Genomic DNA, 13,344 nt, shown 5'->3' with positions numbered 1-13,344 from the left:
GAACACACGGTTTCAGCCCTGCGACTCAGGCTGCTCGGCCCACCACGTCCGCAGCCGGTCGGCCGCCGCCTCCTTGCCGATGACTCCCTCGTCGAGGCGCACCGACAACAGGTACTGGTAGGCCTTGCCGAGCACCGGGCCGGGCTTGATGCCGAGCACCTCGGCGATCTCGTTGCCGTTGAGTTCCGGACGAACGGCCGCCAGTTCCTCCTCGGCCTTCAACCGCTCGATGCGGGCTTCGAGGTCGTCGTAGGTGGCCTGCAGGCGAGCTGCCTTGCGCTTGTTTCTCGTCGTCGAATCGGCGCGCGTCAGCAGATGCAAGCGTGAGAGCAACGGTCCGGCGTCCGTGACGTAGCGGCGCACCGCCGAGTCCGTCCACTCCCCGTTGCCGTAGCCGTGGAAGCGCAGGTGCAGCTCGACGAGCCGGCACACAGCCTTGATCGTGTCCTTGTCGAAGCGCAGCTCCCGCAACCGCTTTCGTGCGAGCTTCGCACCGACGAGCTCGTGGTGGTGGAAGCTGACGCCGCCGCCCGATTCGAAGCGACGCGTGTCCGGCTTGCCGATGTCGTGCAGCAGCGCGGCCAGGCGCAGCACGAGGTCGGGCCCTTCGACGACCTCCGCCTCCTCGACCCCGGGAACGTCGCGCGGACCCTCGAGGTCCATCGCCTGCTCGAGCACCGTGAGGGAGTGCTCGTACACGTCCTTGTGACGGTGGTGCTCGTCGATCTCCAACGCGAGCGCCGGCACCTCGGGCAGCACGTACTCGCAGATACCCGAGTCGACGAGCGCCGTCAGCCCGCGCCGCGGCGCCGGCGACATGAGGAGTTTCACGAGTTCGTCACGCACCCGCTCGGCAGAGATCATGCGGATCGAGCCGGCCATCTCCGTCATCGCCGCGAACGCCTCGGGAGCGATGTCGAACGACAGCTGCGAGCTGAAACGCGCCGCGCGCATCATGCGCAGCGGGTCGTCACCGAACGAGACCTCCGGCGACGTGGGTGTGCGCAGACTCCGCGCCGCCATGTCCGCGAGGCCGCCGTACGGGTCGACGAAGGTGAGGTCGGGCAGCCGCAGCGCCATCGCGTTGACGGTGAAGTCGCGACGCACGAGGTCGTCGTCGAGCGAGTCGCCGAACTCGACGACCGGCTTGCGCGTCTCGCGGTCGTAGGCGTCGGCTCGGTACGTCGTGATCTCGACCTGAAAATCGCCCTTACGGACGCCGATCGTCCCGAAAGCACGCCCGAGATCCCACACGGCGTCAGCCCATCCGGCGACGATGCGCTCGGTGTCCTCAGGGCGCGCCGACGTCGTGAAGTCGAGATCGGGCGACGTGCGCGCGAGGAAAGCGTCACGCACCGGCCCACCGACGAGGGCGATCTCGTGGCCCGCCGACGTGAAGCGTTCACCCAGTTCGCGCAGCATCGGCATGACCGGTTCGAGGTGCGAGACAGCCTCGGCCAGCATCGTCGCTCCGCTCGGTACCGACCCGTTCGGTCGGTTTTGCGCGGGCTGAACGGAGGCTGCTCGAGTAGGCGTCACCGGCCAAGGGTATCGAGGGGCCCGGCGGCACCAGAATTTCCCAGCCGCTCTCGTTAAGGTGGAGCAATGACCGTCTCCTCGTCGCGCATGCAGCGGGCTTCACGCCTGGGCTCGCTGGAGGAGATTTCTGCGGGCGGAGTCGTCGTCGACGTTCGTGACCAGCAGGCCTATCTCGCTCTCATCGCGCGGCACAACCGAGCCGGACGCGTCGAGTGGTGCCTGCCCAAGGGCCACATCGAAGAAGGCGAGACGCTCGTGCAGACGGCCGAGCGCGAGGTCGAGGAGGAGACCGGCATCAAGGGCCGCGCCCTCGTCACGCTCGGCGTCATCGACTACTGGTTCTCGATTCCGGGCTTCCGCATCCACAAAATGGTCCACCACTACCTGCTCGAAGCGGTCGGCGGAGAGATCAGCATCGAAGGTGACCCCGACCACGAGGCCATCGACGCGCGCTGGTTCCGCCTCGACCGCGCCCACGAACAGCTGACCTTCCCCAACGAGCGCCGCATCGCAGCCACCGCCTGGGCCCGGCTCACCGGACATTGATCGGTTCCGGCCCCCAGATGACACGCTCCGCGTCGGCCCGCGCGCTCGTGGCGGCCCTCGTCTGCCTGCTCGCGCTCCTCGGCCTCGCTCCTGCTGCGAGCGCCGCACCGCCGAACCCCCGCTCGAACGTCAGCGCGCTCCCACGGCCCGGAATCGTCACCAACGGCGACGTCCGGATGTGGATGACGAGCGGCGCTCCGGCCACCGCGACGACCGGTTCCGGCACCACCGTGAGCGTCATCGTCGAGAACACCGGTGACACGCCCATCGACGGAGCCACTCTGCGTGCTCGTGTGGGTACTCGGCCTCTCGACTCCCTCGCCGCGCAGCAGCGGTGGGAGGAGGGAAAGCTACCGCTCGGAGCGTCGGCGTCCGCCGACGCCGATGTGCCGACGATCATGCCCGGCACCTCCGAGACGGTGAAGCTGTCCCTCACCTCGAGCGAACTCGACCTCAGCTACACGATGGCGACGCTGCCGCTGCGTATCGAACTGCGCGGTGCCGGCCGACCCACGACGAGGCTCCACAGCTTTGTCTCGTGGGCTGCGAAGGACGCCACGTTCACGCGGATGTCGGCGTCCGTCGTCGTGCCCGTCACCCTGCCGAACGACCCGAAGCTCCTCACGGCCACCGGCGAGGAACGCCTCGAGGCGTGGCGCAAGGCGATCGGTCCGGGTTCGACGATCGAGCGGCTCATCACCTCCGACCCTGGCGTGCCCGTCACGTGGCTCATCGACCCTGCGGTGCTCGACCCCGCTGCGGCTCAGGACGGCACTCTCCCCACGGCCGAGCAGGAAACGACGCAGGAGAGCCCGGCGTCACCGTCTGCCTCCCCCACGTCCGACGGCACGTCGAGCCCGTCCGAATCGGCGTCCGGCTCCGCATCGCCGTCGAGCGAAGGTTCGACGGAGTCGAACTCCTCGGGCACGTCGGAGCCTTCAGAGAGTTCGGAGTCGACGGATTCCGCCGACTCGGGATCCACGTCGCCCGGCACCCAGCCGAGCGAACCCGCAGCGAGCGTCGACGAACTGGCGGCGAACCTGCGGGCCAAGCTCGCCGAGCGTCCCGGCAACCAGAGCATCGCCTTCACGCCCTACGGCGACCCCGACCTCTCCGCGCTGACGAGCGCCCGGCGCCCCGCCGGGTCGCAGAAGATCCTCGAACGCTCGCTCTCGCGTCCGCTCTCGAGTGAGCTGTCCGAACTGTCCGAGACGGTCGTCGCGGCACCTGTCGCGCCGCTGGACGCCGGCTCCACCGCCCGGTTGACCGCCGCGTGGCAGAAGACGCGTGGCTCGCGGCCCGTGGTTCTCACCCCGAACGTCTCCCTCGATCGCACCGACGTCGCTGCCGTCACCTCGGCGACACGACGCACGACGAATCAGGTGACGATGGTCGGGTACAACGCGCCGCTGAGCCGCACGCTCAACGACGCGTCCATGTCCAACGCCGAGGCCGCCGCCTCGCTGCGCGCATCGAGTCTGGCGATCTACCAGCAGCAGCCCACCGCCGAGCGCTCGCTCGTCATCATGGGCGGGCGCGAGACCGTCCCCGTCGGTCGGCTGAAGGCGATCGCCTCGGCTCTCAAGCAGGCACCCTGGGTGCAGCCGGCAGCTCTCAGTACCGAGGAATCCACCTCGGCGCCCGTCGTCGATCTGGCACCCCAGGCCCCGCCGTCCGAAACCGTGTGGCCGCGAGTCGCCGCACCCGCCTTCGACGCCGGCGACATCACGACTGCCGACAGGACCCTCGCCACCCTGACGAAAATGGCCGAGATCGTCGTGGACGGCGATGACATCGTTCCCGCCTGGACTCGCAACCTCGACCAGGTGACGAGCACCCGCTGGCGCGGCGACCCGGCCGACGTCGACGGTCTCGTCGAGCACGCGTCGTCGACCGTCTCCGCCATTCCCCAACAGATCGCCGTCGTGCCGTCACGCGTCAACTTCTTCTCCGATTCCGGTCCCATCAGCGTCACCGTCAAGAACGGCCTGGCCCGCGCCGTCCACGGCATCGAGGTCAAGCTCACGCCGCGGACCTACGCCGTGCGTTTCCGCAGCCAGCCGGACGCCGTCGACATCCCCGGCAAGGGACAGACGTCGGTGCGCGTCCCCACGGTTGCGCAGGCCGCCGGGCGCGTGAGTGTCGACGCGAAGGTCACCGGCCCGGGGGACGTCCGCCTCGGCGAGAGCGACAAGCACGGGGCCGAGATCGAGATCAACGCGCGTCCCACGGGTACCTGGATCTTCTGGGTGCTCGGTATCGTGGCGTTGCTCGTCTTCTGCTACGGCCTCGTGCGCAACAGGCAGAAGGGCACCCGCCGACGCGATGAGCTCGCGCGGGACATCCAGTTGTAGGAGCACCCTGCCCATGTCGAACGACGGCCCCGGCTCTCTCGGCGCGCTGTACGAATCCAGCGCCCGACGGCACGTGCCGCAGATGCCCTCCGTCGCGGGCACGAGCATCGGCTCGGCCTACGACGCCTGGTTCGAGGCCGACCAAGAGGCTCAGTGGCTGCGCAACCTCGACGAGAGTCGGAGCCACGCGAGCAGCGACCACACGCAGGTCATCTCCCGCTCCGACGTCGACGCCTACCGCGAGCGTCGTGAGGCCGAGAAGACGTGGGACACCGACGCCGACGCCGCGCTCAACGTCTCGAGCCGTTCGCGCCGCGAGGCCGGCGTTTCACGTGAAACAGGGGGTGCGCCCGCAACCCAGGCGCTTCCACAGACCTCCCCCGGCGAGGTCGGTGGCAACGCAGCCGACCAGGCCGCCGACACGGGCGGGCGCGGCGGAATCCTGCGCAGTTCGGCCATCATGGCGGCCGGCACGCTCGTCTCGCGCGTTCTGGGCTTGCTGCGAACCTCGATGACGGTGGCCGCCATCGGTCTGAGCACCGGCGTCGCGAACACGTGGGACGTCGCGAACACGCTGCCCAACATCATCTACCTGCTGCTCGCCGGCGGTGTCATCAACGCCGTCCTCGTTCCACAGATCACCCGTGCGCTCGAGCACTCCGACGGCGGCAAGGCGTACACCGACCGCATTCTCACGCTGACATTCATGATCCTGGCGGGCGTCACCGTCGTCTTCATGGCAGCGGCGCCACTCGTCTATCGCCTCTTCGACAACAACAACATGACCGACGACAAGGCACACGTGGCCTTGATCTTCACCCTGTTGTGTCTGCCGCAGATCTTCTTCTACGGCCTCTACACGATCCTCGGTCAGGTGCTCAACGCCCGGGGTCGCTTCGGCGCCTTCATGTGGAGCCCCGCCCTCGCGAACGTCGTCATCATTGCGGGCCTCGCCGCTTACATCCTCATGTACCCGCACGGCGCCGACACGCCCGGCTTCAGCGGCATGACGACCCAAATGATGATCATGCTGGCGCTGCCCGCGACGTTGGGCATCTTCGCCCAGGCCGTCGTGCTCATCCCGCTCCTCAAGCGCGCGGGATACACCTACTCGCCGAACTTCCAGTTCCGCGGCGTCGGTCTGCGCAGCGCCTCGACGATGGCCGGATGGGCCTTCGCCGCCGTCATCGTCCAGCAGATCGGCCTCGTCGTCACGACGCAGCTGCTCTCCTCCCAGCCCGACGGCCAGCCGAACAAGGCAGCCCAGAGCAACGCCTTCCTCCTGTTCAGCCTGCCCCACTCGCTCATCACGCTTTCTCTCGTGACGGCGCTGTTCACGCGCATGTCGGTGGCGGCCGGTCGCGGCGAGACGCAGAAGGTCAAGGACGACATGACGACGGGTATCCGCCTGTCGGGTATCGCGTCCGTCATGCTGACGTTCGGCTGCTTCGTCCTCGTCTTCCCCCTCGTGGGCCTGTGGGTCGGGCCGGTCGAGTCGAGCCTGTGGGCCATCGGATCGATCGCCATCACGATGATGATCGGCCTCGTGCCGTTCAGCCTCTGCCTCATCATCCAGCGCGTGTTCTACGCCTACGGTGACGCCAAGACGCCCTTCTGGATGCAGATCCTGTGCACCGGCACCGCCATCGGGCTCACCCTCCCGTGGTTCAACTGGCACAACCTCACCGAGGAGATCTTCGGGCGTGCGCTGACCGACTGGACCGGGCTGCAGGGCGCCCACTTCTTCGGCCAGCCCGGCGTCCACTGGGTCGGCGTCGGCGTTGGCCTGGCGCAGACGTTGTCGAACGTCGTCCAGGCATCCGTCGGTTTCGTCCTGCTCAAGCGCAAGATCGGTCACGTGCCGATGTCCGAGACGGTACGCACGTACGTACGTCTCGCGATCGCCTCACTGCTCGCCACGGCTGTCGGCTTCCTCGTGCAGCTACCGTTGCACGACGCGCTGCCGGTGTCGCGTTTCGGTTCCTTCCTCGAGATCGCGGTCGTCGGCTCGATCTTCCTCGCGGTGTACCTGTTCGTCGCGAACCGCCTGCGGGTGGAGGAGATCAACAGCCTCACCGGCCCCGTCGCGCGGCGCCTCAAGCGTTCCTGACCTCGAAGCCCGCCGGCCCTCCTCGGGGCGGCGGGCTTCGCGCTCGCCGGGGCCCGGCGTTCGGCGCGCCGAACGCCCCGCGATACCGGCCGGTTGTCAGGCCCCTTGCTTAGGATGAGCCGAGCCTGCTGTCGCCCGCGCTCACCCGACGTCCAGCGTCGTACCCGGACGGCAGCGACATCGATGGCGTCGACGACGAGGAGTTCGAGTGCAGGGCATCACCAAGGGCACAGTGCTGGGAAACCGGTACGAACTGACGTCCGAGATCTCGGACGCGCCCGGGCTCGCCCGCTGGCTCGCCCGTGACGAGAAGCTGGGCCGCGAGGTCGCCATCACGGTATTCGGCTCCAAGTCCTCCCATGCCGCGGCTGCGCTCGACAGCGCCCGCCGCGCCGCCGGCGTCGAGGACGACCGCCTCGTGCGCGTGCTCGACGCAGGGAGCGACGACGACCACTCCTTCGTCGTCGAGGAGGCCCACACGGGCGCGCACAGCCTCGCGGATCTCGTCCGCTTCGAAGCCATGCACCCGGAGGAGGCTCGCCGCATCGTCGGTGAGACTGCGAGCGCCCTCGAGGCCGCGCGTCAGCGGGGCCTGCACCACCTCACGCTCTCCCCCCGCCACGTGCTGCGCCTCGCAGACGGTTCCATCGCCGTCACACAGGTGGCCGTCGGAGGCGCCCTCGCCGGCCGTGACGACATCTCCTCCGCCGAGGCCACCAAGCGTGACGCGGCGGCGTGCGTCAAGCTGCTCTACACCGCGCTCACGGGCGAGTGGCCGGGCAAGGCCGAGGAGATCACCGGCCTCAAGGGCCTCACCGTGGCCGAGCGTCGCGCCGACGGGCAGATCGCCACCCCGTCCGAGGTCGTCGACGGCATCCCGAGCGACCTCGACACGATGTGCCGCCAGTCGCTCAACTACGACGAGACACCGCGCACGCCAGGCGAGGTCGCCCGTCAGCTCGCCCCCTGGTCGGCACAGATGATCACGGCACCCGGCAAGGGACGACGCTCGGACGACGCCGCGGGCGACGAGGACGAGAAGGACCAGAACTTCACCGTGCGTCGTGCCGCCGACCGCATCGAGGGTGAGGGCCGACGCGGCGTCGGTGCCGTCGGCGCGGCCGCCCTGGCCGCCGCAGGCACCGCGGGCGCCGCCAAGGGTGCTCGACGACTCAGCAACGCCGACGACGACACCGATCCGGGCGCCCGGGCGGAGGGCCCGCGCGCAGCCCTGCCGCGCAAGCCCGCGCCCCGTGCGGCGAATGAGCAGGATCCGGCGGACGCGACGATGATCGGCCGCCCGGTCCAGTTCGACGCCGACGAGACCACCCAGTTCTCCCTCGATGACGAGGACGCGGCCTACCACCGCACGACGTACGACCCCTCGTTCGAGGAGCTCGAGCCGCCGGTCCCCGGTTTCCACGGCGGCACCGACGACCCCGACGCGGGCAGCAGCAAGCTCGCGCTCGGTATCGTCGCGCTCTTCGTCATCGGTGCCCTCGTGCTCGCTGTCCTCGGCATCCGCGGCATCGGTGGTAATGCCGACACCCCTGCCGCGTCCAACTCCGGCTCCGCGTCCTCGGGCGCTGCGTCGTCCGGCGCGTCGCCCTCGGGCTCGGCCAGTCGGGCCGGCACTCCCGTGAAGGTCCAGAGCGCCTCCGTCGTCAATCAGCGCGGCATGCGCGTCAACGACTCCAGCTCCATGGCGCAGGCTGTCGACGGTGACGCCAGCACAGCATGGAAGAGCCTTCTGTATCGCAACCGCCCCTGGGGCGGTTACCCGGGTTACGGTGGCCTCGCACTCAATCTCGGCACCTCGACCGACGTGAAGAGCATCAAGATCACGCCGGGTGAGGGCCAGCCGCTCACCGCCAACGTCTACGTCGGTGACGCGCCCGGCACCGCGGGCAAGAAGGTGGGTTCGGTCTCGAATGCGACGAGCCAGCAGACGATCTCGTCCACTGCGAAGGGAAGCTACGTGACGATCTTCATCACGACGCAGAGCCTCGCGCCCGGCACGTCCTACTACCAGTCGGCCGTCTCCGAGGTCTCGGTAGAGAAGTGAACGGCTACGAACTTCGCGAGTTGAGCGACGTCGCTCTCGTCGACGCGTATCGCGAGGGCAACGCCGACGCTTTCGGAGTGCTGTTCGAACGCTACAAGGACAAGATGTGGGCCGTGGCGTTGCGCACGACCCGCGACCAGGAGCTCGCCGCAGACGCGGTCCAGGAAGGCTTCATCGCTGCGTTCCGACGCATCGACTCCTTCCGCGGCGACGCCCAGTTCTCCACGTGGCTGCACCGCATCATCGTCAATTCCTCCCTCGATCGACTGCGCCGGCTCAAGCCCACGCAGGAGTGGCCGGAGTACGACATCGCCGACAAACGCGACGAACACGCACAGACCGACGTCCGCCTCGACGTGCGCGAGGCCCTCGACAAGCTCCCCGAGGGCCAGCGCGTCTGCCTCGTGTTGCTCGAGATGGAGGGCCTGTCCGTCGCCGAGGTCGCCCAACAACTCGGCATCGCCGAAGGCACCGTCAAGTCCCGCTGCGCCCGTGGGCGCACCGCTTTGGCCGAGCTCCTCGGGGTCACCTGAACGCGCCTCGCCGGCTCCTCACGCAACGTTCCGAAAAATTCTCGAACCGTGATGGAACCGAAGCGACGTCCCTCGCGTCGGAGACCATGAAGCGAACGTATGCCCAGCAGAAAGGAGGCCCGAGATGACCCGGAACTTCCGTGACGAGTGGGAGGCGGCCAACAGCGGCCGCTCGAAGGACGAGCAGCCCGCCGACCTCGCACCCGAACACGTCCAGGACGAGATCTCGGCTCTGCTGCGCCGCAGCGCAGCCGAGGACGGGCCCGAACTCGCCATGCCCCGCGATGTCGAGGCGCGTATGCGTGAGGCGTTCAAGGCTGAGTTCGGCGACCGCGCCTCCGGATTCGACGAGAGCAAGCGGGCCTCGTCCGGCAGCTCCACCGTCGTGCCGCTGCCGGCCCGTCCGCGCCGCACCGAATCCGCGCAGCGTGCCGAGTACGACCCCGACTCCACGCGCCCGGCGTCCGTGACGCCGTCGCGTCCCGCGCCTGCCCGTCCCGCAGCGGAGACGTCCGCACGCGCCGAGTCCGAGCGTGATCACTCCGTCGCCTCGCTCGACGCGCACCGTGCCCGCAAGAAGGGTGGCTTCGGCAAGGCCGCGCTCGCGCTCGGTGCTGCGGCCGCCGTCGCCATCGGTGCCGTCGGCGTCTCGAAGTCGCTCGGCGGCAACGACGACGCCCAGGTCGCTGACGGCCCGAGCCCGTCGTCGTCGGTGAGCAGCGGAGCGAACGACGGCACGCAGAACTACGCCTCGCGGGTGCGCGTCACCCAGACCGAGACGCAGTACACGTCGGACTCGCTCGCCACGCAGGCGGCTTCGCTGCCCACCTCGACGAGCACCCCGATCGAGCCCAAGCAGGCCGACGCCCAGTCGCTCGGCCCGCTGGCCACCGGCACCGGTGTGCAGTCCTGCCTCGACGCCGTCGACGCCGGCCTCGCGCAGGCGCCGGACAAGGTGTACGCCGACTTCGGTTCCTACGACGGCCAGCCCGCCGTCATCGTCGTCACGGTCAAGGACGGCAAGAAGACGGCCTGGGTCGTCTCGCGCACGTGCAGCAAGGCCGATGACCTCAAGGCGGGGCCGACGCCCATCTCCACCTGATGCCGAGCGCGCGTGTGCGCCGGGGAATGACGCGCGGATAGAGTGCGTTGACCTACGCGAACCGCATCAAACCGACGAAGGAAGCTTTCGTGAGCGACCAGGCCGTGCGCAACCTCATCATCATCGGCTCCGGCCCCGCCGGGTACACCGCTGCCGTCTACGCGGCGCGTGCCAACCTCGAGCCCCTCGTGTTCGAGGGCTCCGTGACGGCCGGTGGCGCGCTCATGAACACCACCGAGGTCGAGAACTTCCCCGGTTTCTCCGACGGCATCATGGGCCCGGACCTCATGGAGAACATGCGCGCCCAGGCCGAGCGATTCGGCGCCGAGCTCGTGCGTGACGACGTCACCGCCGTCGACCTCACGGGCGATGTCAAAACGGTCACCGACGGTGAGGGCGTCGTTCACAGGGCGAACGCCGTCATCCTGGCCATGGGCTCGGCCTACCGCGAGCTGGGGCTGCCCGACGAGAAGCGCCTGTCGGGTCACGGCGTCTCGTGGTGCGCCACGTGTGACGGCGCGTTCTTCCGCAACCAGGACATCATGGTCGTCGGCGGCGGCGACTCTGCCGTCGAGGAGGCCACGTTCCTCACGCGCTTCGCGAACAGCGTCACCCTCGTGCACCGCCGCGACGAGCTGCGCGCCTCCAAGATCATGGCCGAGCGCGCCGAGAAGGACCCGAAGATCCGTTTCGCGTGGAACAGCGAGGTCGTCGCGATCCACGGCGACGCCAAGGTCTCGAGCGTCACGCTGCGCGACACCGTCACCGGCGAGGAGCGCGAGCAGGAGACCACGGGCCTGTTCATCGCCATCGGCCACCTGCCGCGCAACGAACTCGTCACCGGCCAGATCGACCTCGACGACGAGGGCTACGTCCTCGTCCAGGACCGCACGACGCACACCAACGTCGACGGCGTCTTCGCCTGCGGCGACCTCGTCGACCACGTCTACCGCCAGGCCATCACGGCCGCCGGTTCCGGCTGTTCGGCCGCCCTCGACGCGGAGCGCTTCCTCGCCTCGCTCGACGCCGCCGGCGAGCCCAAGCCCGACGCGTCCCTCACCGCAGAGCCGCAGGGCACGGACGAGCCGCGCTGACGCGCGTCGTCCCCACCGTTTCTCTTCACCAGCACTGACCGACGTCCCGGAAGGAATGCCCCATGGCAACCACCAAGCCCACCACCGACGCCACGTTCGAGGCTGACGTTCTCAAGAACGACAAGCCCGTCCTCGTCGACTTCTGGGCCGAATGGTGCGGCCCGTGCCGCGCCATCGCGCCGATCCTCGAGGAGATCGCCGCCGCGAACGGCGACAAGATCGAGGTCTTCAAGCTCAACACCGACGAGAACCCCGCGACGTCCGCCAAGTACGGCATCACGGGTATCCCGACGATGAACGTTTACCAGAACGGCGAGGTCGTCAAGACGATCGTCGGCGCCATGCCGAAGCCGAAGCTCCTGCGCGAGCTTGAGCCCTTCATCGGCTGATCATCGCTTTCAGCAAAGACTGCGGCCCCCGTCGAATCGACGGGGCCGCAGTCTTTCGTGTCGAGCGCTGACGGAGGTCAGGCGCCGATCACTCGGGTGTTGCGCTGCGCGCCGGGGGCGCGTCCCAGAGCTGGACGTTCTTCGCCTGCGGGAGGCTCGAGCGTTCGAACACGGGATCCTTGCCGGCGGCACGCTGCGTGAGGAAGTCCTTGAGCAGCGCCACGGACAGCCCGCCGAGCGGGAGCAGGGCAAGCAGGTTGATCGTGGCCATGATGCCCATCGCGAGGTCCGCTATGTTCCACACGAGGGCCACCGAACCAAGAGCACCGCCGACTACACACACGAGGACGCCGACACGGAACGCCGTGAGCAGGCCCTCGCCCGGCTTGGACTCGGTGAGGAAGCGGATGTTCGCCTCGCCGTAGTAGCTGTTGCCGAGGATCGACGACCAGGCGAGGAAGAAGATGACGATCGACAGGAACGGCCCGGCCCACGATCCGACCTGCGACTGGAGGGCGGTCTGCGTCAGTCCGATGCCCTCCGGGTCGCTCACGCCGTACTTAGGCTGCGTCAGCAGAATGATGAACGCCGTCGCCGAACACACGATGATCGTGTCGAAGTAGACGCCCAAGGCCTGCACGAGACCCTGCTTGACCGGGTGCGATACCTCTGCGGTTGCGGCGGCGTTCGGCACCGAACCCATACCGGCCTCGTTGGAGAACAGACCACGACGCATGCCCTGCATGAGGGCCGCACCGAACGCAGCACCCGTGACCTGCTCGAAGCCGAGGGCGTGACCGACGATGTGGCCGATCATCGCCGGAACCTCGCCGATGTTCATCGCGACGACGACGAGCGCCACGCCGACGTAGGCGACGGCCATGACCGGCACGATGATCTCCGTGACGGCAGAGAGGCGACGCACGCCGCCGAAGATGACGGCTGCGGTCAGCGCGGCGACGATGAGCCCGATGATCCAGGCCAGGCCCTTGGCGTCGTCGAAGTTGGCCTGCACCGAGGCGCTGATCGAGTTGGCCTGCACGGCGTTGAAGACGAAGCCGTACGTCACGGTGATGACGACGGCGAACGTTGCGGCCATGCCCTTGCGGCCCAAGCCTTCGCGGATGTAGTACGCCGGACCACCGACGTAGCCGTCCTTGCCGCGCACCTTGTAGAGCTGCGCCAACGTGGACTCGATGAACGCGGTGGCACCACCGAGGATGGCGAGCATCCACATCCAGAACACGGCGCCGGGGCCACCGATGGCGATGGCTACCGCGACACCGGCGATGTTGCCCGTACCCACGCGGGACGCCGCGGAGATGGTGAAGGCGCGGAACGCCGAGATCCCGTCGTTCTCGCCGGCACCGGAGGGCGTCTCCTTGATGGCTCGGAACATCTCCGGCAGCAGCCGCACCTGGACCACCAGGGTGCGCGCCGAATACCAGAGGCCCGCAGCCACGAGCAGGGCGATGACGAGATACCAGAACTTGTCGTTGATCGTCGCAATGAAGTCGGCTGCTGCTTCCATGCCCCGTACCCTACGGTGCGCAGAGAGCCGATGCCGGAATGAAACTGGTTGAAGACGCCGGTGTTTCGTCAGATGTTCCGT

Annotated in this window: 10 protein-coding genes; 8 read left to right on the top strand and 2 right to left on the bottom strand. The window is 68.6% G+C overall.

Features of this window, described 5'->3' with window-relative positions; genetic code table 11:
• Nucleotides 1–12 precede the first annotated feature (12 nt).
• A complete protein-coding gene (locus tag EVU97_RS13590) occupies nucleotides 13–1,464 on the bottom strand; it encodes a CCA tRNA nucleotidyltransferase (protein ID WP_129666561.1) in 1,452 nt (483 codons plus the stop codon).
• Nucleotides 1,465–1,605: 141 nt separating this feature from the next.
• Here EVU97_RS13590 and EVU97_RS13585 point away from each other — a divergent pair, with 141 nt between their 5' ends.
• From EVU97_RS13585 to trxA, 8 genes are all read left to right on the top strand, one after another.
• Nucleotides 1,606–2,085 carry an NUDIX hydrolase gene (locus EVU97_RS13585; protein ID WP_047310871.1) on the top strand — a complete coding sequence of 160 codons (480 nt, stop codon included), beginning with the start codon at nucleotides 1,606–1,608 and terminating at the stop codon, nucleotides 2,083–2,085.
• Between the two features lie 17 nt (nucleotides 2,086–2,102).
• Nucleotides 2,103–4,439 (top strand): DUF6049 family protein, encoded by a 2,337-nt coding sequence (locus EVU97_RS13580; protein WP_129666560.1) that lies wholly within the window; start codon nucleotides 2,103–2,105, stop codon nucleotides 4,437–4,439.
• Between the two features lie 13 nt (nucleotides 4,440–4,452).
• Complete coding sequence (gene murJ / locus EVU97_RS13575) at nucleotides 4,453–6,549, top strand: murein biosynthesis integral membrane protein MurJ (protein WP_165357975.1); 2,097 nt, start codon at nucleotides 4,453–4,455, stop codon at nucleotides 6,547–6,549.
• 208 nt (nucleotides 6,550–6,757) lie between these two features.
• The gene (locus EVU97_RS13570; protein WP_129666556.1) at nucleotides 6,758–8,614 is read left to right on the top strand and encodes a protein kinase family protein; all 1,857 of its coding nucleotides are present in this window, start codon (nucleotides 6,758–6,760) and stop codon (nucleotides 8,612–8,614) included.
• Entirely contained in the window at nucleotides 8,611–9,147 is a 537-nt protein-coding gene (gene sigM, locus EVU97_RS13565) for an RNA polymerase sigma factor SigM (RefSeq protein ID WP_118913946.1), read from the top strand. Before EVU97_RS13570 ends, sigM begins: the two co-directional genes overlap by 4 nt.
• A 124-nt stretch (nucleotides 9,148–9,271) precedes the next feature.
• Entirely contained in the window at nucleotides 9,272–10,249 is a 978-nt protein-coding gene (locus tag EVU97_RS13560) for a hypothetical protein (protein ID WP_129666554.1), read from the top strand.
• Nucleotides 10,250–10,338: 89 nt separating this feature from the next.
• Nucleotides 10,339–11,343 carry a thioredoxin-disulfide reductase gene (gene trxB, locus EVU97_RS13555; RefSeq protein ID WP_047311223.1) on the top strand — a complete coding sequence of 335 codons (1,005 nt, stop codon included), beginning with the start codon at nucleotides 10,339–10,341 and terminating at the stop codon, nucleotides 11,341–11,343.
• Between the two features lie 62 nt (nucleotides 11,344–11,405).
• The gene (trxA, locus tag EVU97_RS13550) at nucleotides 11,406–11,732 is read left to right on the top strand and encodes a thioredoxin (RefSeq protein ID WP_047310866.1); all 327 of its coding nucleotides are present in this window, start codon (nucleotides 11,406–11,408) and stop codon (nucleotides 11,730–11,732) included.
• Between the two features lie 88 nt (nucleotides 11,733–11,820).
• Here trxA and EVU97_RS13545 read toward each other — a convergent pair whose 3' ends face one another.
• Complete coding sequence (locus EVU97_RS13545; RefSeq protein WP_129666552.1) at nucleotides 11,821–13,263, bottom strand: sodium:alanine symporter family protein; 1,443 nt, start codon at nucleotides 13,261–13,263, stop codon at nucleotides 11,821–11,823.
• Between the last annotated feature and the right edge of the window lie 81 nt (nucleotides 13,264–13,344).

Origin of the sequence: Dermacoccus sp. 147Ba (genome assembly GCF_004151355.1) — a bacterium.
Taxonomy (GTDB): Bacteria; Actinomycetota; Actinomycetes; order Actinomycetales; family Dermatophilaceae; genus Dermacoccus; species Dermacoccus abyssi.
Note: the sequence above shows the minus strand (reverse complement) of the source record. Positions and strands in the feature narration are given on the sequence as shown.